17 protein-coding genes are annotated in these 23,062 nt (G+C 63.4%); 12 read left to right on the forward strand and 5 right to left on the reverse strand.

Going from position 1 to position 23,062, the window contains the following annotated elements; genetic code table 11:
* Positions 1-23: 23 nt before the first annotated feature.
* Positions 24-1,556, forward strand: coding sequence for an MDR family MFS transporter (locus DM813_RS05860; RefSeq protein ID WP_128322473.1), 1,533 nt, complete (start codon positions 24-26; stop codon positions 1,554-1,556).
* A gap of 26 nt (positions 1,557-1,582) precedes the next feature.
* On the opposite strand, the gene qhpR is transcribed toward DM813_RS05860, so the two are convergent.
* Together qhpR and DM813_RS05870 are read right to left on the reverse strand one after the other, a co-directional pair.
* Entirely contained in the window at positions 1,583-2,662 is a 1,080-nt protein-coding gene (gene qhpR / locus DM813_RS05865) for an AraC-like transcriptional regulator QhpR (RefSeq protein ID WP_128322474.1), read from the reverse strand.
* A gap of 192 nt (positions 2,663-2,854) precedes the next feature.
* On the reverse strand, positions 2,855-3,865 hold the full coding sequence (locus tag DM813_RS05870; RefSeq protein WP_128322475.1) for a phosphotransferase enzyme family protein: 1,011 nt from the start codon (positions 3,863-3,865) through the stop codon (positions 2,855-2,857).
* 230 nt (positions 3,866-4,095) lie between these two features.
* Between DM813_RS05870 and fabG the strand changes: the two genes are divergently transcribed.
* Genes fabG through DM813_RS05885 form a run of 3 tightly spaced genes read left to right on the forward strand, consistent with a single transcriptional unit; the run spans position 4,096 to position 7,783 of the window.
* Positions 4,096-4,869 (forward strand): 3-oxoacyl-ACP reductase FabG, encoded by a 774-nt coding sequence (fabG, locus tag DM813_RS05875; RefSeq protein WP_128322476.1) that lies wholly within the window; start codon positions 4,096-4,098, stop codon positions 4,867-4,869.
* Between the two features lie 38 nt (positions 4,870-4,907).
* On the forward strand, positions 4,908-6,461 hold the full coding sequence (locus DM813_RS05880) for an APC family permease (protein WP_206617360.1): 1,554 nt from the start codon (positions 4,908-4,910) through the stop codon (positions 6,459-6,461).
* Positions 6,462-6,472: 11 nt separating this feature from the next.
* Positions 6,473-7,783, forward strand: a complete 1,311-nt coding sequence (locus DM813_RS05885) for an aspartate aminotransferase family protein (RefSeq protein WP_206617361.1) — start codon at positions 6,473-6,475, stop codon at positions 7,781-7,783.
* Positions 7,784-7,899: 116 nt separating this feature from the next.
* On the opposite strand, the gene DM813_RS05890 is transcribed toward DM813_RS05885, so the two are convergent.
* A complete protein-coding gene (locus tag DM813_RS05890) occupies positions 7,900-9,825 on the reverse strand; it encodes an acetate--CoA ligase (protein WP_128322478.1) in 1,926 nt (641 codons plus the stop codon).
* Positions 9,826-10,037: 212 nt separating this feature from the next.
* Between DM813_RS05890 and DM813_RS05895 the strand changes: the two genes are divergently transcribed.
* From DM813_RS05895 to DM813_RS05930, 8 genes are all read left to right on the forward strand, one after another.
* Complete coding sequence (locus DM813_RS05895) at positions 10,038-10,952, forward strand: LysR family transcriptional regulator (protein ID WP_128322479.1); 915 nt, start codon at positions 10,038-10,040, stop codon at positions 10,950-10,952.
* A gap of 103 nt (positions 10,953-11,055) precedes the next feature.
* A complete protein-coding gene (locus DM813_RS05900) occupies positions 11,056-12,519 on the forward strand; it encodes a gamma-aminobutyraldehyde dehydrogenase (protein WP_128322480.1) in 1,464 nt (487 codons plus the stop codon).
* Between the two features lie 88 nt (positions 12,520-12,607).
* Positions 12,608-13,759 (forward strand): putative ABC transporter substrate-binding protein YdcS, encoded by a 1,152-nt coding sequence (gene ydcS / locus DM813_RS05905; RefSeq protein WP_128322481.1) that lies wholly within the window; start codon positions 12,608-12,610, stop codon positions 13,757-13,759.
* Between the two features lie 148 nt (positions 13,760-13,907).
* Complete coding sequence (locus tag DM813_RS05910) at positions 13,908-14,948, forward strand: ABC transporter ATP-binding protein (RefSeq protein WP_128322482.1); 1,041 nt, start codon at positions 13,908-13,910, stop codon at positions 14,946-14,948.
* A 1-nt stretch (position 14,949) separates the two neighbouring features.
* On the forward strand, positions 14,950-15,900 hold the full coding sequence (locus DM813_RS05915) for an ABC transporter permease (protein WP_128322483.1): 951 nt from the start codon (positions 14,950-14,952) through the stop codon (positions 15,898-15,900).
* Positions 15,890-16,696, forward strand: coding sequence for an ABC transporter permease (locus tag DM813_RS05920; RefSeq protein WP_116552142.1), 807 nt, complete (start codon positions 15,890-15,892; stop codon positions 16,694-16,696). Before DM813_RS05915 ends, DM813_RS05920 begins: the two co-directional genes overlap by 11 nt.
* 18 nt (positions 16,697-16,714) lie before the next feature.
* Positions 16,715-18,139, forward strand: a complete 1,425-nt coding sequence (locus tag DM813_RS05925) for a gamma-aminobutyraldehyde dehydrogenase (protein WP_128322484.1) — start codon at positions 16,715-16,717, stop codon at positions 18,137-18,139.
* A 23-nt stretch (positions 18,140-18,162) separates the two neighbouring features.
* Positions 18,163-20,025 (forward strand): NAD(P)-binding protein, encoded by a 1,863-nt coding sequence (locus DM813_RS05930; RefSeq protein WP_128322485.1) that lies wholly within the window; start codon positions 18,163-18,165, stop codon positions 20,023-20,025.
* A 61-nt stretch (positions 20,026-20,086) separates the two neighbouring features.
* Here the strand turns inward: DM813_RS05930 and DM813_RS05935 are convergent, their stop codons facing one another.
* Positions 20,087-21,193 (reverse strand): NADH:flavin oxidoreductase/NADH oxidase, encoded by a 1,107-nt coding sequence (locus DM813_RS05935; RefSeq protein ID WP_128322486.1) that lies wholly within the window; start codon positions 21,191-21,193, stop codon positions 20,087-20,089.
* Positions 21,194-21,310: 117 nt separating this feature from the next.
* Complete coding sequence (recJ, locus tag DM813_RS05940; protein ID WP_128322487.1) at positions 21,311-23,020, reverse strand: single-stranded-DNA-specific exonuclease RecJ; 1,710 nt, start codon at positions 23,018-23,020, stop codon at positions 21,311-21,313.
* Positions 23,021-23,062: the final 42 nt, after the last annotated feature.

Here is a 23,062-nt window from a genome sequence, read left to right on the forward strand (position 1 = left end):
CCCTTTTTTGCTCAGGTCACCGCATGCAACCGACATCCGAGAACGCTGCCGCAGTCGCTACCGCCGCTCCCGTCGAGAAGGCTGATCACCCGCCCATCCCTCTGTTGTTCAGTGCATTGCTGCTGGTGATGTTCCTCGCTGCGCTCGACCAGACCATCGTCTCGACCGCCCTGCCGACCATCGTCAGCGACCTGGGCGGGTTGCGCTGGCTGTCCTGGGTGGTGACCGCCTATTTGCTGGCGTCCACGGTGGTGGTGCCGCTGTACGGCAAGTTTGGCGATCTTTACGGCCGCAAGCGCGTGCTGCAGGTCGCCATCGTCCTGTTCCTGGTCGGCTCGGTGTTGTGCGGCGCCGCGCAGAACATGACCGAACTGGTGCTACTGCGCGCTCTTCAGGGCCTGGGCGGTGGCGGGTTGATGGTGGTGGCGATGGCGGCCATCGGCGACGTCATCCCACCTGCCGAGCGCGGGCGTTACCAGGGGCTGTTTGGTGGCGTGTTTGGCCTGGCGACCGTGGTCGGGCCGCTGATCGGCGGTTTTCTGGTCGAACAGCTGTCCTGGCGCTGGATCTTTTATATCAACCTGCCGCTGGGCTTGCTGGCACTGGTGGTGATCGGCAGCGTGTTCCGTCCACCTGCAACCCGGGTAAAGCACGACATCGATTACATCGGGGCGTTTTTCCTGACCGTGGCGCTGGCCTCACTCGTGCTCATCACCAGCCTGGGCGGCAGCCAGTTTGCCTGGGCCTCGCTGGACATCCTGTGCCTGTCGCTGTTTGCCCTGATCGCTCTGGTGGGTTTCGTTCTGGAGCAGCGCCGTGCAGCCGAGCCGATCATGCCGCTGCACCTGTTCCGCCACCGCACCTTTGTGCTTGCCGGCCTGATCAGCTTTATCGTCGGTGTGTCGTTGTTTGGCTCGGTGACCTTCCTGCCGATGTACATGCAGGTGGTCAAGGACGCCACCCCGACCGGCGCCGGTCTGCAGATGCTGCCGTTGATGGGCAGCCTGCTGGTGGTGTCGGCAATTACCGGGCGTCTGATCAGCCGCTGGGGCCGCTACCGGATATTTCCGATCATCGGCACCTTGCTGCAGGTGATCGCACTGGGCCTGTTGAGCCGCCTGGACCTGGACACGCCAACGGCGCTGATGAACCTCTACATGGGGCTGCTGGGTGCCGGCCTGGGCATGGTCATGCAGGTGCTGATCCTCGCCGTGCAGAACAGCGTGGAACTGCGCCATATGGGCGTCGCCACCTCCGGCACGACCCTGTTCCGCTCGGTCGGCGGGGCCATTGGCGTCTCGGTGTTTGGCGCCCTGTTCTCACATGCCTTGCTGGATCGGCTGACCGGCGATTTCCCGGCCAGCGTCGGGGCACCGGCCAATTTGTCGCCGGCAGACGTACATGCCCTCGCCGCCCCGTTGCAACACCTCTATCTGGAGGCTTTTTCCGGCGCCATGCACGGCGTGTTTCTGGTGGCCTGTGTGATCACCGGCGTGGCGTTTGTGTTGTCCTGGCTGCTGAAAGAGGTGCCCCTGCGCAAGACGCATGGCACTTAGTGCACGCGGGCCGACAAGTCCTCCACTCAAGGGGCGGTTGCTTGCCCTTTGTGTGCCTGGCGCCATTGTTTCGGGCTGACCTCGAACCAGCGCCGGAACGCCCGCGAGAACGCGCTGATTTCTGAATAGCCGAGCAACAGGGCGAGCTCGGAAATCGGCAGTGCGGATTGTTGCAGGTAGTAGGTCGCCAGCTCCTGGCGAACGGTGTCGACCAAGGTGGAAAAGCTCAGTCCCTGCTCCTGCAGACGGCGCTGTACGGTCCAGCTCGGCATGCGCAACTGGTCGGCGACCTGCTCCAGGCTCGGGTAGCCATCACCGAGCAAAGCCCTGACCTGCGATTTGACGTCATCGACAATGCCCGGACGATTCGTTGCACCCGCCTGAGTACCGAGTAGACGCATGCTTTCGATGACAATTGCCAGCAGTCGCGGGTCGCGGCCCGGCATCGGCCGGTCGAGCACACTGCGGCGGAACACCAGGGAGTTGCGTTGCTGACCGAACAGCACTGGCGCATCGAACACTTTGCAGTGCTCGTGCCAGGCCTCGGGTTGTGGGTGCTCGAACAGCACCTTCTCCGGCCCCCAGTTCTGCCCCAGGGCATGACGCATCAGGTTGACGAACATGCCCAGGGACAACTCGGCATCCTGACGCTTGCGCAGGATGGCGCCGTACTGCACCTGATAATCCAGCTGGCAAAATTCTCCGCGCTCCTCCATGCGCAGGAGGCTGCTTTGCTGGTGCACGGGAAAGGTGCTGACCACATTGCGCAGGGCGTCTCCGAGGGTAGCCGAACACATGCCGACATAGCCGAGCAGCCCCAGGGCATCGGGCTTGAATTGCTGGCCAAAGCGCAGGCCGAAGTTGTCGTTGCCCGTCTGCCGGGCCGCCTCTTCGAACACCTGGCAGTATTGGTTCAGGTCCAGGCTCAAGGTCGGGTGCTCCAGCTGATCGCAGGCGATGCCGGTGCGCCCGAGGATGCGCTCGACATCGCCACCTTGCTGGCCGATGAAACCGACCAGGCCGGTTGCCGCCGAGGCGAGAATACCGATCGGGTTACCCGGGGGCGTACCCGCTTGCAAGCGCTGACCTGATTGGACGACGTGCACGTAGAACCCTCCTCGAGCCATTACCGGTTGCTGGGTAAGGTTGGGAGCAAGTTTCATTCCACGCGGTGGAAAAACCGCTAAAAGCGCCATTCGACCGCTCAAGGGCAGATCATTGCCGGGATACACCCGCCGCGTCTGACCCTGGCTACGCACCTGCACGGTGCGTAACCTTCGGTTACATAATTGTCTGCATCATGCCTGGGCGAGCGCACCCACCGGGCGCTCTTCCAGATAGCGGTGACACAGACCCACGGTCTGCTCCACCCACACCGGCCCCAGGCATTCCACCTGCGGGGTGCCCCGATGGGTCCCGGTCCAGGCCAGCAGCTGCAGGCGCCGCTGCATGATCAAGGTCGGCAGCATGGCGATGTCGCGCGCATCCAGGCTGGCCACGCGGCTGTAGCCTTCGAGCCAGTTATCGATCCATTGCAGCAAATCCGGGTGGTGCTCGAAGAAGCTCAGGGCGGCGGCCAGGTCATGCAGGTACCAGCCCATCCCGCAGTCGTCGAAATCGATGATCCGTGTGCGATCCCCCTGCACCAGCAGGTTGGTCAGGCGTAGGTCGGCATGGATCAGACCAAAGCGTGAAGGGTCTTCACCATAGCCGCACAGGCGCTCGCCGATGACCTCGACCGTCTCGCCGATCAGCGCACTGGCCCGTGCGTCCAGGTACGGTGCCTCGCTCCAGCGCCCCCAATGGCCCTGCTCGCCGAGCATGCTTTCATGGTTCCAGGTCAGGCGCTGGAAGTTGCTCGGGCGCTGCCAGCTACGGGCGTGACGGTGCAGGCTGGCATTGATCTCGCCCAGCCGGCGGAACGAGGCATTGAGTTGCTGCTGGTCCGGTTCACCGCCGTCGATCCAGTGGAACAGCACGACGAAACGGCTGCCATGCCCCGGCAATTCGACAACCTGGATGGCCTCGCCGTCCAGGCCCGCGATCGGCACTGGCACTTCCAGGCCGGTGGCCTGCAGGGCCGCCAGCCAGGCCAGTTCGCTGGCGATGTCGGCGTGCTGATGGTAGCCCGCGCGGTGCACGCGCAGAACAAAACGTTGCCGAGCGCCTTTCACGCAATAGGTCGCATTCTCCGAGTGCACCAGCAACTCGATCTGACCCTGATAGCTGCTGGCATAACGCGCCAACGCACGCTGGGCGAAGCAATCGAGTACGGCGGGGCTGGCATGGATAAGGGTATCGCTGGTCATCAGGCACGCTCCATTGGCAGGGGTCTGATGTCCAGCATGTGTCGAGCCCCGCGCGGCTGGCTTGACCGTAAACCGCGAAATCTTGACCACGCATCACAAGGCAACAGGGCCTGAGCAAGAATTTGATCCTGCGACCCGCAACTTGTGCCCTGGGGTCAAGTCGGGCGCTGCCGGTCGGCCCACCATCGATCCACACCACTGGGCTACGTCACAGGATCGAGGGCTGGAACATGCTGACTTCATTACAAGGCAAGAGTGTATTGGTCACAGGTGGCACAAGCGGCATCGGCCTGGGCATCGCCATCGGCTTCGCTCGCCAGGGTGCCAAGGTGGCGATCAGCGGACGGCAGCGGGACAAGGTCGAGGCCTTGGCCGCCCGCCTGCGCGACGAGGGCCTGGCCGTCATCGGCCTGGCTGCCGATGTGAGCGAGCGCGAACAGGTACAGCGCCTGGTCGATGAGGTCGCGACAGCCCAGGGCGGGCTCGATGTGCTGTGTGCCAATGCCGGTGTGTTCCCCTCCGCCGCACTGGAGCACATGACGGATGCCGACTGGGACCTTGTGCTCGACACCAATGCCAAGGGCTCGTTTCTGTGTGTGCAAGCCGCACTGGCGCATTTGCGCCGCGCTGAATATGGCAGGGTGATCCTGACCTCTTCAATCACCGGGCCGATCACCGGTTTTCCCGGCTGGGCGCATTACGGCGCGAGCAAGGCGGCGCAACTGGGCTTCATGCGCACAGCGGCGATCGAACTGGCGCGCGACGGCATCACCATCAACGCCGTGCTGCCGGGCAACATTGTCACCGAAGGCCTGCACGGCATGGGTGACGACTACCTGGCCAGCATGGCCGCATCCGTACCGCTCAAGCGCCTTGGCCAGGTCGATGACATCGCCAATGCCGCGCTGTTCTTTGCCTCGAAAGAGGCTGGCTACCTCACCGGGCAGAGCCTGGTCGTCGACGGCGGCCAGATCCTTCCCGAATCCTTGCAGGCGCTGGCCTGACCCCTCGCACAAAACAATAAAACTCGGAGAATCTCCAGATGAGTGGGACTTATAGCAGCGAGCTGGAACTGAAGCTGGACGGCCAGGCGCAACAACCCCGCGAGGTGCAGCGCCTGCGCAAGAACGCTGTAGGTTTGATGGGCGTATTGTTCATGACCGTGGCGACCGCAGCACCGATTACCGCGATGCTCGGCAACGTACCGATCGCCATTGGCAGCGGCAATGGCCAGTACGCCCCTGCCGGCTACCTGGTGGCGACGATCATCCTCGCGCTGTTTGCCATCGGCTATGCGCAGATGGCGAAATACATCACCGCCACCGGTGCTTTCTATGGCTTCATTTCCCATGGCCTCGGCCGGGTGGTGGGTATGGCCTCGGGGATTGCGGTAACGCTTACCTACATTGTCTTCGAAGCCGCACTGGTAGGAATCTTCGCCTTTTTCTGCGAAGACCTGGTGTCCAGCATGCTGGGCCTGCAGGTGCCGTGGATTGTGTTCGCCCTGGCGATGCTGATTGCCAATGGGGTACTCAGTTACTTCGACATTTCCCTCACCGCCAAGGTGCTGGGCCTGTGCCTGGTGCTGGAAATCCTGATGCTGGCGCTGATGGCGTTTGCCGTCCTGCTGCACGGTGGCGGACCACAAGGCATGGCAGCGGAGTCGATCAACCCGTTGAACGCATTCCGCCCGGCAGAGGGCGTGATTGGCGCCAATGCCGGCATCGGCCTGTTCTTCGCCTTCTGGTCCTGGGTCGGGTTTGAGTCCTCGGCCATGTACGGCGAAGAGTCGCGCAACCCGAAAAAGATCATTCCGCTGGCGACGCTGATCGCAGTGATCGGCATCGGTGTGTTCTATGTGTTCGTGTCGTGGATGGCCATCGCCGGCTCCGGCCCCGCCGAGGCGATTCGCCTCGCGCAGGACCCTGCCAGCGCCGCCGAGGTGTTCTACGGCCCGACCCGCACCTATATCGGCGAGTGGGCGGTCAGCCTGTTCAAGCTGTTGGTGGTGACCGGTTCGTTCGCCTGCGGCATGGCCTTCCACAACTGTGCGGCACGCTACCTGTACGCCCTTGGCCGGGAGAACCTGTTCGACTTCCTCGGCCGCACCGTGGGCCGCACCCACGAGCGCCATGGTTCACCGCACGTTGCCTCCACCGTTCAGACCCTGATCGCCACGGTGATCGTTCTGGCTTTCCTGTTCACCGGCAAGGACCCCTACGCCGACCTTTACGCACTGCTGGCCATCCTCGGCACCATGGGCATCCTCATCGTCCAGGCGCTGTGTGCCTTTGCCGTGGTCTGCTACTTCCATGTCGGCACCAGGCACCGCGCCCAGGCGCACTGGTTCAAGACCTTCCTGGCTCCCCTGCTCGGCGGCTTCGGCATGCTCTATGTGGTTTACCTGTTGTTCGCCAACCTCAGCTTCGCCGCCGGCACTGCAGCCGAATCGCTGCTGTTCCGGCTGATTCCGTGGATCGTCGCCGCAAGCTTTGCGCTCGGCGCGTCGATCGCCCTGTACTTCCGTTACTTCGACCGCCGCAAGTACCACATCATCGGCAGCATCGTCATGGACGATGAACGCCAGGACGCCTGAGGAGCCCTCCCATGTTGAAAGTGAACGCCTTCCAGCCCGAACACGCCGAGTCCCTGGGCAGCACCGAGCGCCACCTGATCGAGCGTCGCCAGCGATTGCTCGGCCCGGCCTACCAGTTGTTCTACGACAATCCGCTGCACCTGGTGCGTGGTGCCGGCACCTGGCTTTACGACAGTGACGGCCGGGCGTACCTCGACCTGTACAACAACGTCGCCTCGGTTGGCCACAGCCATCCTCGCGTGGTCGAAGCCCTGAGCCGCCAGGCTGCCGCCCTGAACACCCACACCCGCTATTTGCACGAAGGTGTACTCGACTACGCCGAGAAACTGCTGGCAACCATGCCGGCACAACTGAGCAATGTGATGTTCACCTGCACCGGCAGCGAAGCCAACGACCTCGCCCTGCGCATCGCCCGCGACTACACCGGCGGCACCGGGGTCATCGTTACCCGCTATGCCTACCATGGGATGACGGCGGCAATTGCCGAACTGTCCCCTTCGGTGGGCGATTACGTACCGTTGGGGCGTGACGTCCGCGTGGTCGACGCGCCACTGCACAGCCCGGAAGATCCGCAGCGCACCGGCCGCGTGTTCGCCGCACAGGTACGCGCTGCACTGGCCGACATGCAACGTCATGGCATCCGCCCAGCGGCACTGCTGGTGGACACCCTGTTCACCAGCGACGGGGTGTTCGCCGATCCCGCTGGCTTCCTGCGGGAGGCGGTGGAAGCCGTGCGCGCCGCCGGCGGCGTGTTCATCGCCGACGAGGTTCAACCAGGATTTGGCAGGACCGGCACGCACATGTGGGGCTTCCAGCGTCATGGCCTGGTGCCCGAACTGGTGACCATGGGCAAGCCGATGGGCAACGGCCATCCGCTTGCCGGCCTCACGGTACGTCCGGAAATTCTCGAGCGCTTCGGTCGCAACGCCAGTTACTTCAACACCTTCGGCGGCAATCCGGTGTCCGCCGCGGCCGGTCTGGCGGTGCTGCAGGTCATTGAGGAGGAGGGCCTGCAGAATAATGCCCTGCGTGTTGGCGCCCTGCTCAAGGAAGGCCTTGAGGGCGTTGCCCGCGAGCATGCCAGCCTTGGCCAGGTGCGGGGGGCGGGGCTGTTCATCGGTGTCGATGTGCTGGACGCTGCTGGCCTGCCGGACGGTGCCGCAGCACGGCGCATCGTCAACCTGCTGCGTGACGAAGGGATGCTGATCGGCGTTTCCGGCGCGCAGAACAATACACTCAAGATCCGCCCGCAACTGTGCTTCAGTGCAGAGAATGTCGCGCAGTTCCTCGGTGCGCTGCAGCGCGTCTTGCGACTCCTGTAACCGGCAATCGCGAGCCCCGCCAGGACCTGATCCTGGCGGGGCTTTTTCATGCCTGATGACTCAGTGATCGAAAGGAGCCAACCGCGAAGGCTGGCTCTGCTACCGGGTACTTTCGTTCAATGCCCGGTGGCCGCGTAACTTGCACGCGCTGCGTCATAGCAACCCGCCTGCTCAAACACCGCGCGCACTTCGTCGAGCACTGCCGGGTCCTCGATGGTCGGCGGTACCGCCACCTCCGGCCCCGCCGCCAGGCTGCGCAGGGTCTTGCGCAGGATCTTGCCGGAACGGGTCTTGGGCAGGCGTTTGAGGATGAACACCCGGCGCAGCGAGGCAATTGCACCCACGGCATCACGCACCCGTGCAATCAGTTCGCCTTCGAGTTGCGCAGGGTCTGGCTGGACACCTTGCTTGAGCACCACAAAGCCTACCGGCACCTCACCCTTCAGCGCTTCGGCTAGTGCCACCACTGCGCATTCGGCGACGGCCGGATGATCGCCAAGGGCTTCTTCCAGGCTGCCGCTGGACAAGCGGTGCCCGGCGACATTGATCACATCGTCCACACGACCCATTACGAACAGATAGCCGTCGTCATCCACATAGCCACCATCACCGCTGCAGTAGTAGCCCGGGAACACGCTCAGGTAACTGTCAACGAAACGCGCGGGATCGCCCCACAACGTGCTCAGGGTGCCCGGTGGCAGCGGCAGGCGCAGGGCGATATTACCCGGCTCGTTTCGCGGCACAGGCCGACCGTCGTCGTCGAGAATCTCTAGCTGGTAGCCGGGTAACGGAAGGCTGGCGGAACCCGGCTTCATCGGGAAATCGCCAAGCCCACGCGGGTTGCCGGCAATTGCCCAGCCGGTCTCGGTCTGCCACCAGTGATCGATCACCGGACACGGCAGGAAACTGTGCAACCACTCGTAAGTCGGCGGGTCCAGGCGTTCGCCGGCAACATACACCGCCTTCAGGCACGACAGGTCGCGACCGGCGGCCAGGCGCACCTGCGGGTCTTCACGCTTGATCGCGCGAAAAGCAGTGGGTGCGGTGAAGAACACATTCACCTGGTGCTCGGCGATCACCCGCCAGAACGCGCCCGCATCGGGCGTGCGCACCGGTTTGCCCTCATAGAGCACGGTGGTGCAACCACGAATCAGCGGGGCATAGACAATGTAGGAGTGGCCCACCACCCAGCCGATATCCGAGGCTGCCCAGAACACATCGCCCGGTTGTGCGTCGTACAGCGCCTGCATGCTGAAATTGAGCGCCACGGCGTGACCACCGTTGTCGCGCACCACCCCCTTGGGTTTACCGGTGGTGCCCGAGGTGTACAGGATGTAGAGCGGATCAGTGGCCTTGAGCGGCACGGGAGCCACCGGGTCGGCTTGGGCTAACAGTGCCTGCCAGTCGTGCTCCCGGGGCCCGCGCAACGGCGCCTCGACCTGCTCGCGCTGTTCAATCACCACATGCGGCGTGATCCCCGCTACCAGCTCCAGGGCCTTGTCCAGCAACGGCTTGTAGGGGACGACGCGGTCATATTCGATACCGCAACTGGCACTGAGCAGCACCTTGGGGGCCGCGTCGTTGATACGAACCGCAAGCTCGGCAGCCGAGAACCCGCCAAACACCACCGAATGCACGGCGCCCAAGCGGGCACAGGCAAGCATGCCAACTAGCGCTTGAGGAATCATCGGCATGTAAATGATTACCCGGTCGCCACGCGTTACCCCCAGTGCGCGCAACATGCCGGCACACCGGGCCACGCGGGCCTGCAACTGGCGATAGCTGATGCGCTCCTGAACGCCCGTGGCCGGCGAATCGTAAATAATCGCGCAGCGCTCCCCGGCACCATTGGCCACGTGCCGGTCGACAGCCAGGTGACAGGTATTGAGCTGCCCGTCAGGGAACCAGCGACCGTTGCCGCTGGGCTCCGGGGCAAAGATCTGTTCGGGGAATTGGTACCAGTCCAGCTCGGCGGCCTGTTCGCGCCAGAACCCCTCAGGGTCCTCGGTCGCGCGGGCATAGGCGTTTAGGTAGGCAGTCATGGGGCGTTCTCCTGGTTCCTGTCATTATTTTAGGCGGCCCTCGGGGCCTGCCCCTATCCTCCCAGCAGGTTTTGCCGCCCGCTTGACCTGCGGACACAATTACTTGACCGACGACAGCGCTCGCAGCGCCCAGCCCTGATCCTCACCGTTAGCCATCGAAAAAAAAGATATACACTCCATCAGGCCGATAAAACTCATAAAAGATCGCCGCCATGATGACCCTGCGCCAGATTCGCCACTTCATTGCCGTTGCTGAAACCGGCTCGATTTCCGCCGCGGCGCAGACCGCGTTCATTTCTCAATCCACCCTGACCCTGGCGATTCAGCAACTGGAACAAGAGATCGGCGTCAGCCTGTTCAACCGCCACGCCAAAGGCATGACCCTGACCCACCAGGGGCACCAGTTCCTGCGCCAGGCGCACTTGATCCTGGCCACCGTCGACAATGCCAAGCGCAGCCTGCAACAGAGCACCGACCAGGTCGCCGGGCAGCTGACGATCGGCGTGACCAGCCTGGTCGCCGGTTACTACCTGGCCGATCTGCTGACCCGCTTCCAGCGCGCCTACCCCAACGTCGACATCCACGTCACCGAAGACGAGCGCCCCTATATCGAACATTTGCTGGTCAGCGGCGAAATCGATGTCGGCGTGCTGATTCTCTCCAACCTCGAAGACCGTCTGGCGCTACAGACCGAAGTCCTCACCCACTCCCCGCACCGGCTCTGGCTACCGGCCCAGCACCCGCTGCTGGAGCGCGACAGCATCAGCCTGGCCGAAGTAGCGCTGGAGCCGTTGATTCAGCTCAACGTCGATGAAATGGAGCAGAACGCCAAGCGCATCTGGGCCGGCGCCGGGCTGCGCGCCCAGATCAGCCTGCGCACGGCCTCCACCGAAGCGGTACGCAGCCTGGTCGCGGCAGGGCTCGGGGTATCGATCCAGCCCGACATGACCTACCGCCCGTGGTCGCTGGAAGGCGACATCATCGAAGCGCGGCCGCTGGCCGACCTGCACCAGACCCTCGACATCGGTCTCGCCTGGCGCCGGGGCACGGCACGCCCGGCGCTGGTCGACCCATTCCTCACTGTCGCCCGCGAACAACCGAGTGCCGGAAGGCGGCATTCGATTTAATCGAATGGTGCCTTCAGTATTTAGCATTTGTCGGGCTGGCTGAGTCGCTCTAGTCTCAGACAACGCATCCAACGTGCCACCATAAAAATAGAGAATCCGCACGATGTCAGGTTCCCCCTCCACTGCGCTACGCACCGCCCTGCTCATTGATGGCGAGCTGGTGAACGGCAATGGCCTGGCCGAGCCCATTCTCAATCCGGCCACTGGTGCCGTGCTGGCACAGATCCCCGAGGCCAGCACCGAACAGGTCGAAACCGCCATCCTGGCCGCGCACCACGCCTTTGCCAGCTGGTCACGGACCACGCCACAACAGCGTGCCAACGTACTGTTGGCGATTGCCGATGCCATCGAGCAGCACGCCGATCAACTGGCGCAGCTGGAGGCACTGAACTGTGGCAAGCCGCTGCACCTGGCACGCCAGGACGACCTGCCGGCCGCCATCGATGTGTTCCGTTTCTTTGCCGGCGCCGTGCGCTGCCAGACCGGCCAGCTGGCCGGCGAATACCTGCCGGGCTACACCAGCATGGTGCGCCGGGATGCATTGGGCGTGGTGGCGTCGATTGCGCCATGGAACTACCCGATGATGATGGCCGCGTGGAAAATCGCTCCGGCCCTGGCCGCCGGCAACACCCTGGTGTTCAAGCCGTCTGAACACACACCGTTGTCGATCCTGGCGCTGGCACCGGCCCTCAATGCCCTGTTGCCGCCCGGCGTGCTGAATATCATCTGCGGCGGCGGTGAAAGCGTCGGCAGCCATCTGGTCAGCCATGCCAAGGTACGCATGGTGTCGCTGACCGGCGATATCGTCACCGGCCAGAAAATACTTCAGGCCGCCTCGAAAACCCTCAAGCGCACCCACCTGGAACTCGGCGGCAAGGCGCCGGTGATCGTCTGTGACGATGCCGACCTGCAGGCCGTGGTCGAGGGGGTACGTACCTATGGCTACTACAACGCCGGCCAAGACTGTACCGCCGCTTGCCGTATCTACGCCCAGGCCGGTATTCATGACCGCCTGGTGGCCGAGCTGGGCGCCGCTGTCGCCAGCCTGCGCTTTGCCGGCAAGCGCGACAGCGACAACGAGATAGGCCCGCTGATCAGTGCCCGCCAGCGCGACCGGGTCGCCAGTTTTGTCGAGCGGGCACTGAGTCAGCCGCATATCGAGCGGGTCACCGGCGCCGCCGTGCACTCGGGGCCGGGCTTCTATTACCAGCCAACCTTGCTGGCCGGCTGCAAGCAAAACGACGAAATCGTCCAGCGCGAGGTGTTCGGGCCGGTCGTTACCGTGACCCGCTTCGAGGCGCTGAGCCAGGCAGTGGACTGGGCCAACGACTCCGAATACGGCCTGGCCTCCTCGGTGTGGACGCAGAACCTGGACAAGGCCATGCAGATCGCCGCCCGCCTGCAATACGGCTGCACCTGGATCAACAGTCACTTCATGCTGGTCAGCGAAATGCCCCATGGCGGCCTCAAGCGCTCCGGGTATGGCAAGGACCTGTCCAGCGATTCGCTGCAGGACTACAGCGTGGTCCGCCACATCATGGCGCGCCACGGCGAGCATTTGGCATAGACCGGAACAACAGCACTACGCTTACAAGAGTTGCGTCACCGCTTTCGCTACTACTGCCCCGACCATAATTTGAACAAGAGGGAATACCATGTCAGTGCACAAGAACGCTCTGCTCAGCGCCCTGAGTACCGCCCTGCTGGCCAGTGCCGCGGTCCAGGCCGCCGAACCGCTCAAAGCCGTGGGCGCTGGCGAAGGCCAGCTGGATATCGTGGCGTGGCCTGGCTATATCGAGCGCGGTGAAAGCGACAAGGCTTACGACTGGGTAACCGGCTTTGAAAAGGAAACCGGCTGCAAGGTCAGCGTGAAAACCGCTGCCACCTCCGACGAAATGGTCAGCCTGATGGCCAAGGGTGGCTACGACCTGGTCACCGCCTCGGGCGATGCCTCGCTGCGCCTGATCGCCGGCAAGCGCGTGCAGCCGATCAACACTGCGCTGATCCCCAACTGGAAGAACGTCGACCCGCGCATGCAGAACGGCGACTGGTTCGTGGTCAACAAGCAGACCTATGGCACCCCTTACCAGTGGGGCCCTAACGTGCTGCTGTACAACACCAACGTGTTCAAAGAGGCGCCGACCAGCTGGAACGTGGTGTTCGAACCGCAAAACCTGCCCGATGGCAAGCCGAACAAGGGCCGCGTGCAGGCCTACGATGGCCCGATCTACATTGCCGATGCGGCGCTGTACCTGAAGTCGGCCAAGCCGGAACTGGGCATCCAGAACCCCTACGAACTGAACGAAGCCCAGTACAAGGCCGTGCTTGACCTGCTGCGCCAGCAACAACCGCTGATCCATCGCTACTGGCATGACGCAACCGTGCAGATGAGCGACGTGAAGAACGAAGGCGTGGCGGCCTCCAGTTCCTGGGGCTACATGGTCAACGGGCTGAAAGCCGACAACCAGCCGGTGGCTTCGACGGTACCAAAAGAAGGCGCCACCGGTTGGGCCGACACCACCATGCTGCACACCGACGCCAAGCACCCGAACTGCGCGTACAAGTGGATGGACTGGTCGCTGCAACCGAAGGTGCAAGGTGACGTGGCGGCCTGGTTCGGTTCGTTGCCAGCGGTACCGGCAGCCTGTACTGGCAGCGAACTGCTGGGCGCCGAAGGCTGCAAGACCAACGGCTACGACCTGTTCGAGAAGATTGCCTTCTGGAAAACCCCGCAAGCAGAGGGCGGCAAGTTCGTGCCGTATAGCCGCTGGACCCAGGACTACATCGCGATCATGGGCGGCCGCTGAGTCCCCGTCCCCTGTAGGAGCGGATTCATCCGCGAAGGCCCGCAGCGCGGGCCCAACAGGGGGCTGCTTCGCAGCCCATCGCGGATAAATCCGCGCCTACAGGGATCTGCACCTACAAAAACAACCCGCAGTCCGGAGCAACACCATCATGACCCTTGCAGTCCAGTTCACCCAGGTTTCCCGTTCGTTCGGCGAGGTCAAAGCCGTCGACCGGGTTTCCATCGACATCCAGGACGGCGAGTTCTTCTCCATGCTCGGCCCTTCGGGTTCGGGCAAAACCACCTGCCTGCGCCTGATCGCCGGCTTCGAACAACCCAGCAGCGGCTCGATTCGCATCCATGGTGCCGAAGCCGCTGGCTTGCCGCCGTACCAGCGCGACGTCAACACTGTATTCCAGGACTACGCGCTGTTCCCGCACATGAACGTGCGCGACAACGTCGCCTACGGCCTGAAGGTCAAAGGCGTTGGCAAGCAAGAGCGCCACGCCCGCGCCGAAGAAGCCTTGGCCATGGTGGCCCTGGGCGGCTACGGCGAGCGCAAGCCAGTACAACTTTCCGGTGGCCAGCGCCAACGGGTGGCCCTGGCCCGCGCCCTGGTCAACCGGCCGCGCGTGCTGCTGCTGGACGAACCACTAGGCGCCCTCGATCTCAAACTGCGCGAGCAGATGCAGAGCGAGCTGAAAAAACTCCAGCGCCAGCTGGGCATCACCTTCATCTTCGTCACCCACGACCAGACCGAAGCGCTGTCGATGTCCGACCGCGTCGCAGTGTTCAACCGCGGGCGCATCGAACAGGTCGATACCCCACGCAATCTCTACATGAAACCGGCGACCACCTTTGTCGCCGAGTTTGTCGGTACCTCCAACGTCGTGCGCGGCGAACTGGCCCAGCAACTGAACGGCAGCCAGCTGCCCTTCTCGATCCGTCCGGAGCACATCCGCCTGGGCGATCAGGCTGCTGCCAGTCATGAAATCCAGGTCAGCGGCCTGCTCCACGACATCCAGTACCAAGGCAGTGCCACCCGCTTCGAGCTCAAGCTGGACAACGGCCAGCTGCTGGCGGTGAGCCACGCCAACAACCAATGGCAAGAGCACGCCCAGCCCTGGCAAACCGGCCAGCGCGTTCAGGCACGCTGGGCCCGCGAGGCGATGACTGCGTTGCAGGAAACCGTGCTGAGCGAGGGTCACTGAGATGAGCCTGGCCCTCGAAAAACCGGGCTTGCGCCCGGTAAATTCGCCGTTGCGGCGCTTTTCCAACCTGCTCTATCGGCGACCGAACCTGTACCTGCTGATGCTGCTGATCCCGCCACTGATCTGGTTTGGCGCGATCTACCTCGGCTCATTGTTGAACCTGTTGTGGCAGGGCTTCTACACCTTCGACGACTTCACCATGGCGGTGACGCCGGACCTGACCCTGGCCAACTTTGCCGCGCTGTTCAATCCGGCGAACTTCGACATCATCCTGCGTACCCTGGGCATGGCCATCGCCGTGTCCATCGCAAGCGCCGCCCTGGCCTTCCCCATTGCCTACTACATGGCGCGCTACACCACGGGCAAGACCAAGGCATTCTTCTACATCGCGGTGATGATGCCGATGTGGGCCAGCTACATCGTCAAGGCCTATGCCTGGACCTTGCTGTTGGCCAAGGGCGGTGTCGCCCAGTGGTTCGTCCAGCAACTGAGCCTTGAGCCGGTCCTGCACTTTATCCTGACCATTCCCGGCGTCGGCGGCAGCACCCTGTCAACGTCGCACCTGGGGCGCTTCCTGGTGTTCGTCTACATCTGGCTGCCGTTCATGATCCTGCCGATCCAGGCTTCGCTGGAACGCTTGCCGCCTTCGCTGCTGCAAGCTTCCGCCGACCTCGGTGCCAAGCCGCGGCAAACCTTCATGCAGGTAATCCTGCCGCTGTCGGTGCCGGGCATTGCCGCCGGCTCCATCTTTACCTTCTCGCTGACCCTGGGCGACTTCATCGTGCCGCAACTGGTCGGCCCGCCCGGCTACTTCATCGGCGGCATGGTCTACGCCCAGCAAGGCGCGATCGGCAACATGCCGATGGCGGCGGCGTTCACCCTGGTGCCAATCGTGCTGATTGCCGTGTACCTGTCCATTGTCAAACGCCTGGGGGCCTTCGATGCACTCTGAAAAAGCCTCGCTGGGCCTGCGCCTGGCCGCCTGGGGCGGGCTGGTGTTCCTGCACTTCCCGATCCTGATCATCTTCCTCTACGCCTTCAACACCGAAGACGCGGCCTTCAGCTTTCCGCCCCAGGGCTTCACCCTGAAGTGGTTCAGCGTGGCGTTCTCGCGGCCCGACGTGCTGGAGTCGATCAAACTCTCGCTGCAGGTCGCCTGCCTGGCCACTCTCATTGCCCTGGTGCTCGGCACCCTGGCATCGGCCGCGCTGTACCGCCGCAGCTTTTTTGGCAAGGAAGGCATCTCGCTGATGCTGATCCTGCCGATTGCCCTGCCCGGGATCATCACTGGCATCGCCTTGCTCTCGGCGTTCAAGAGCCTGGGCATCGAGCCGGGGATCTTTACCATCGTCGTCGGCCACGCCACATTCTGCGTTGTGATCGTCTACAACAACGTCATCGCCCGCCTGCGCCGCACCTCCCATAGCCTGATCGAGGCATCGATGGACCTGGGTGCCGACGGCTGGCAGACCTTCCGCTACATCATCCTGCCCAACCTCGGCTCGGCCCTGCTGGCGGGCGGCATGCTCGCCTTTGCCCTGTCGTTCGACGAAATCATCGTTACCACCTTCACCGCCGGCCACGAGCGCACCCTGCCGATCTGGCTGCTCAACCAGCTCAGCCGGCCTCGCGACGTGCCGGTGACCAACGTCGTCGCCATGCTGGTGATGCTGGTGACCATGCTGCCGATCCTTGGCGCCTATTACCTGACCCGCGGTGGCGAAAGCGTCGCCGGTAGCGGCAAATAACTCTAGGAGGACCGAACGATGCAAACCCGACTGCTGATCAATGGCCAACTGGTTGCCGGTGAAGGCAACGCGCTGGCGGTACTCAACCCTGCGCTGGGCAGCACATTGGTCGAGATCAACGAGGCCAGCGAAGCTCAGGTCGATGCTGCCGTGCGTGCCGCCGACCAGGCATTTCAGAGCTGGTCGCAAACCACACCCAAAGACCGTTCGCTGTTGCTGCTGAAACTGGCAGACAGCATCGAGCAACACGGCGAGGAGCTGGCCCGCCTGGAATCGGACAACTGCGGCAAACCCTATGCTGCGGCCCTCAATGACGAAATCCCGGCCATCGCCGACGTGTTCCGTTTCTTTGCCGGTGCCACCCGCTGCCTGAGCGGCTCGGCGGCAGGCGAATACCTGCCGGGCCATACCTCGATGATCCGTCGCGACCCGCTGGGTGTGATCGCCTCCATTGCGCCGTGGAACTACCCGCTGATGATGGTGGCCTGGAAGATCGCGCCGGCGCTGGCCGCCGGCAACACCGTGGTGCTCAAGCCCTCGGAGCAGACACCGCTGACCGCCCTGCGCCTGGCGCAGCTGGCCAACGACATCTTCCCCGCCGGCGTGCTCAATATCCTCTTCGGCCGTGGCCCGAGTGTCGGCACGCCGCTGGTGACCCATGCCAAAGTGCGCATGGTGTCGCTGACCGGCTCCATCCCCACCGGCGCCAACATCATTTCCAGCACCGCCGACACGGTAAAACGCATGCACATGGAGCTGGGCGGCAAGGCCCCGGTGCTGATCTTCGACGACGCCGACATCGACGCGGCGGTCGAAGGTATCCGCACCTTCGGCTTCTACAACGCCGGCCAGGACTGCACCGCCGCCTGCCGGATCTACGCGCAAAGCGGCATTTACGAAAAGTTTGTGGAAAAGCTCGGCGCAGCGGTCAGCACAATCAAATATGGCCTGCAGGACGATTCGGAAACAGAGCTCGGACCACTGATCACCGCCCAACACCGCGACAAGGTCGCCGGCATGGTCGAGCGGGCCATTGCCCAGCCGCATATTCGCCTGGTTACCGGTGGCAAGGCGGTACCGGGAGATGGCTTCTTCTTTGAGCCAACCGTGCTCGCCGATGCCCAGCAGGACGATGAAATCGTTCGTCGCGAGGTATTCGGGCCGGTCGTTTCGGTTACCCGTTTCGACTCCGAAGAGCAGGTACTGGCCTGGGCCAACGACTCCGACTACGGCCTGGCATCGTCCCTTTGGACAAGCGACGTGGGGCGCGCACACCGCCTCTCGGCGCGCCTGCAGTACGGTTGCACCTGGGTCAATACGCACTTTATGCTCGTCAGCGAGATGCCCCACGGCGGCCAGAAGCTGTCTGGCTATGGCAAGGACATGTCCATGTACGGACTGGAAGACTACACCTGCATCCGGCACGTCATGTTCAAACACTGACCCTCACACAGGTACGGAAACCTATGGAAATCACCCGACGCGACTTCATCAATGGAGTGGCTATCGGCGTTGCAGCGGGCCTGACCCCGCTGCAACTCCTTCAGGCTGCGCCTGATGGGCGCTACTACCCGCCCGCACTGACCGGATTGCGCGGCAGCCATGTCGGCGCCTTCGAAGTCGCGCACCAGATGGGCTGGGAGAAAAAGACCTTCGCCACCGACGACCTACCGGTCAGCGAGACCTACGACCTGGTCGTGGTCGGCGGCGGGATCAGCGGCCTGGCGGCCGCGTTCTTCTATCGGGAAAAACACCCCGAGGCGAAGATTCTCATCCTCGAAAACCACGACGACTTTGGCGGTCACGCCAAACGCAACGAGTTCAGTGCCGGTGGCCGGATGATTATCGGTTATGGCGGCAGCGAAGCGTTCCAGTCGCCCAATCACCTGTACAGCCCCGAGGTCAACGGCCTGCTGAAAAAGCTCGGGGTCGACATCAAGCGCTTTGAAACCGCCTTCGACCGCGGTTTCTATCCCGGGAAAGGCCTGTCGCGCGGGGTGTTCTTCGACAAGGAAACCTTCGGCGCCGACAAACTGGTCACTGGTGACCCGACGCCGATGGTCGCCGACGACATCGCCCCCGGGCAGCTCAACGCCCGCCCCCTGCGCGATTTCATCAACGATTTCCCCCTGCCCGAAAGCGACCGCACGGCGTTGATCGACCTGCACGAAGCGCCCCGGGACTACCTGAAAGGCAAATCGGTGGAGGAGAAGACGGCGTATCTGGAAACCACCAGCTACCAGGACTTTCTGCTCAAGGATGTCGGCCTGTCCGCGACGGCGGTGAAGTACTTTCAGGGCCGCACCAACGACTTCATGGCCCTGAGCATCGATACCGTGGCCGCTGCCGACGCCTACTATGTCGGCTTTCCCGGCTTTGCCGCTATGAACCTTGAGCCCATCGGCGAAGAAGCCCAGGCGGAAATGGAAGAGCCGTACATCTACCACTTCCCCGATGGCAACGCGTCGCTGGCCCGTTTGCTGGTACGCAGCCTGATCCCAGGCGTGGCACCGGGCAAAGACATGGACGACATCGTCCTGGCCAATTTCGACTACAGCCAGCTTGATCGCGCCGGCCAACCGGTGCGCCTGCGCCTCAACAGCACGGCGGTCAGCGTGCGCAATGTCGACGGTGCTGTGAATGTCGGCTTCAGCCGCGGCGGGCAACTGGCCCAGGTGCGCGGCAAGCACTGCATTCTGGCTTGCTACAACATGATGATTCCGTACCTGCTGCGCGACCTCTCCACCGAGCAGGCTCACGCCCTGAGTCAGAACGTGAAGTTCCCGCTGGTGTACACCAAGGTCATCGTGCGCAACTGGCAGGCGTTCCAGAAGCTTGGCGTGCATGAGATCTACGCCGCCACCCAACCCTATAGCCGCATCAAGCTCGACTATCCGGTGAGCATGGGCGGCTATGAGCACCCGCGCGATCCGGCGCAGCCCATCGGCCTGCACATGGTCTACGTGCCCACCAGCCCGGGCAGCGGCATGAACAGCCGCGACCAGGCGCGTACCGGTCGTGCCTTGCTGTATGGCACGCCCTTCGAGGTACTGGAAAGCCAACTGCGCGAGCAACTGCAACGCATGCTCGGCCCCGGCGGCTTCGATCACCAGCAGGACATCCTGGCGATCACCGTCAACCGCTGGCCGCATGGCTATGCCTGTTTCACCAACACCCTGTATGACGATCCGGAACAGACCGAACAGTGGATGACGCTGGCACGCAAGCCGCTTGGCAATGTCAGCATTGCCAACTCCGATGCTGCCTGGAGTGCGTATGCCCATGCCGCCATCGATGAGGCCTGGCGGGCGGTTGGCGAGCTGACTTAACCTTACCCGGCACCGGCAAGCCAGGCTCCTGCGGGAGCCGGCTTACTGACGCTGGCCAGGTTCAGTCGCGCAGATCCGATTCGTGAATCGGGTTTGCCCGGCTGGTCGCCCGTTGGTACTGCGCAGGCCAGGTGGCTTTGTTACCCCCAAGATCGTCATCGGCATGCAACGGCCAGTAAGGGTCGCGCAACAGTTCACGGGCAAGGAAGATTATGTCGGCCTGCGCCGTACGCAGGATGGTTTCGGCCTGCATGGGCTCGGTAATCATCCCCACCGTACCGGTAGCAATCCCTGACTCCTCGCGGACCTTGGCGGCAAACCGGGTCTGATAGCCCGGGCCGGTCGGAATCTCGGCGTTCACCGAAGTACCGCCAGACGACACATCGATCAGGTCAACACCCAACGCTCTCAAACGCTTGGCCAGTGCCACGGTTTCGTCCGGGTTCCAGCCATCCTCCACCCAGTCGGTGGCCGACAGCCGCACGAACACCGGTAACTCCTCCGGCCAGACGTTGCGCACCGCCTCGGTTACCTGCAGGGTCAGACGGATGCGGTTTTCGAAACAGCTGCCGTATTCGTCACGGCGCTGGTTGCTCAAAGGCGACAGGAACTGGTGCAGCAGGTAGCCATGCGCGGCATGCACCTCAACGACTTTGAAACCGGCGTTCAATGCCCGATGCGCGGCATCGACAAAGGCCTGGATCACTTCGTCGATCTGTGCTTTGGTCATTTCGATCGGGGCGGTGTGCTGCGGGTCGAAGGCGATGCTCGACGGGCCGATTGGTGTCCAGCCGCCGTCTGCTGGTTTGACGCTACCCTGTTTGCCCAGCCAGGGCCGGTAGGTGCTCGCCTTGCGTCCGGCATGCGCCAGTTGGATGCCGGGCACAGCGCCCTGGGCAGTGATGAAACGGGTGATGCGCTGCAACGGCGCGATCTGTACGTCGTCCCAGAGGCCCAGGTCCTGGGCTGTGATCCGTCCATCGGCGGTGACCGCCGTGGCTTCAGTAAACACCAACCCGGCGCCGCCCACGGCGCGGCTGCCCAGGTGAACCAGGTGCCAGTCATTGGCCAGGCCATCGACGCTGGAATACTGGCACATGGGCGAAACAGCGATTCGGTTGGGCAGGGTCAGATGACGCAGGGTGTAGGGTGCAAGCAGCAGGCTCATGGGGCACCTCTCAAATCAAGTGGTAAGGCTCCAGATGGTTGACCGGCCGACCACAGAATCTTCCCCGCAGGTTCATCGACCAATCTTTTTGAGCCTAGACCACTTTGCTCCGAAGGTTCAGCGCGGCTCGATATGCACGATCATCAGCTGCACGCTTTCCTGGCCACGGAACTCGTTGACATCCAGCTTGTAGGCCAGCTCAACCCAGCGCACTGTCGGGTTGGGCCAGACCTCGCGATCGACACCGAATGCGATGCCATCGAGCTTGACCGAACCGCACTCGCTCTTGAGCACCACCTTCAAGTGGCGCTCCCCCACCACCCGCTGCTCGACCAGCTGGAATACGCCATGGAACAGCGGCTCCGGGAAGTGCTGGCCCCAGGGCCCGGCATTGCGCAAGGCGCGGGCAAGCTCCAGGTGGAACTCCTCGGCAGACAGGCTGCCATCCGACAACAGGCGACCGGTTAGGTCGTCCTCCTGCAGCTGGCGGCGTACTTCTTCGTCGAACGCCTGGGCAAACGCCGGAAAGTTGTCCGCCGGCAACGACAAACCGGCGGCCATGGCGTGACCGCCAAACTTGCTGATCAGCTGCGGGTGCTGCGCCGCTACGGCATCCAGCGCGTCGCGAATGTGAAAGCCCGGTACGGAACGCGCCGAGCCTTTGAGCATGCCCTCGCCCGCATCGGCAAAGGCAATGGTTGGCCGGTGGTAGCGCTCTTTGAGGCGCGAAGCGAGGATGCCGATAACGCCCTGGTGCCAGTCCGGTTCAAACAGGCACAGACCGAACGGCATCGACTCCAGCGGCAGGTCCTTGAGCTGGGCCAGCGCCTCGCGTTGCATACCCTGCTCGATGGATTTGCGATCCTGGTTCAGCTCATCGAGCTGCACCGCCATGTCCCGTGCCAGCTGCTGATCGTCACTGAGCAGGCATTCGATCCCCAGGCTCATGTCGTCCAGGCGGCCGGCTGCGTTAAGCCGCGGCCCCAGGATAAAGCCCAGGTCAGTGGAGGTGATGCGCGCGGGTTCGCGCCGGGCCACTTCTAGGATGGCCTTGAGCCCTGGCCGGGCGCGGCCGGCGCGGATCCGCTCAAGGCCCTGGTGGACCAGGATGCGGTTGTTGGCATCCAGCGGCACCACGTCGGCCACACTGCCCAGGGCCACCAGGTCGAGCAACTCGCCGATGTTCGGTTGCGGGCGGGTTTCATAGTGACCCAGGCTGCGCAGGCGTGCACGCAGGGCCATCAATACGTAGAAAATCACCCCGACCCCGGCCAGCGCCTTGCTGGCAAAGGTGCAGCCCGGTTGGTTGGGATTGACGATCGCATCGGCTTCGGGCAATTCATTGCCGGGCAAATGGTGGTCGGTCACCAGCACCTTGAGCCCCGCGGCCTTGGCCGCCGCGACGCCCTCTACGCTGGAAATGCCGTTGTCCACGGTGATCAACAGCTGGGGCTGGCGCTCCAGGGCGACCTTGACGATCTCCGGCGTCAGCCCGTAACCGTATTCAAAGCGATTCGGCACCAGGTAATCGACATGTGCGGCGCCCAGCAGGCGCAAGCCCAGCACCCCTACGGTGCTGGCGGTGGCGCCGTCGGCATCGAAGTCACCGACAATCAGAATGCGCTGACGCTGCGCCAGGGCCTCGACCAGCAGGTCGACCGCGGCATCAATTCCCTTGAGCTGTTGAAACGGCAGCAACCGCGCCAGGCTTTTGTCCAGCTCCTCTGCCGACTGCACACCACGGGCGGCATACAAACGGGTCAGCAAGGGTGGCAGTTCACCCAGAAATGGCAAGGTCGACGGCAGCGGACGGGGTTCGATACGCATGGGCAGTGGTGAGCTTCTCGTGAATCAGGAATAGTTGATTGT

The sequence above is a fragment of the Pseudomonas alkylphenolica genome, assembly GCF_004025535.1.
Lineage (GTDB): Bacteria > Pseudomonadota > Gammaproteobacteria > Pseudomonadales > Pseudomonadaceae > Aquipseudomonas > Aquipseudomonas alkylphenolica_A.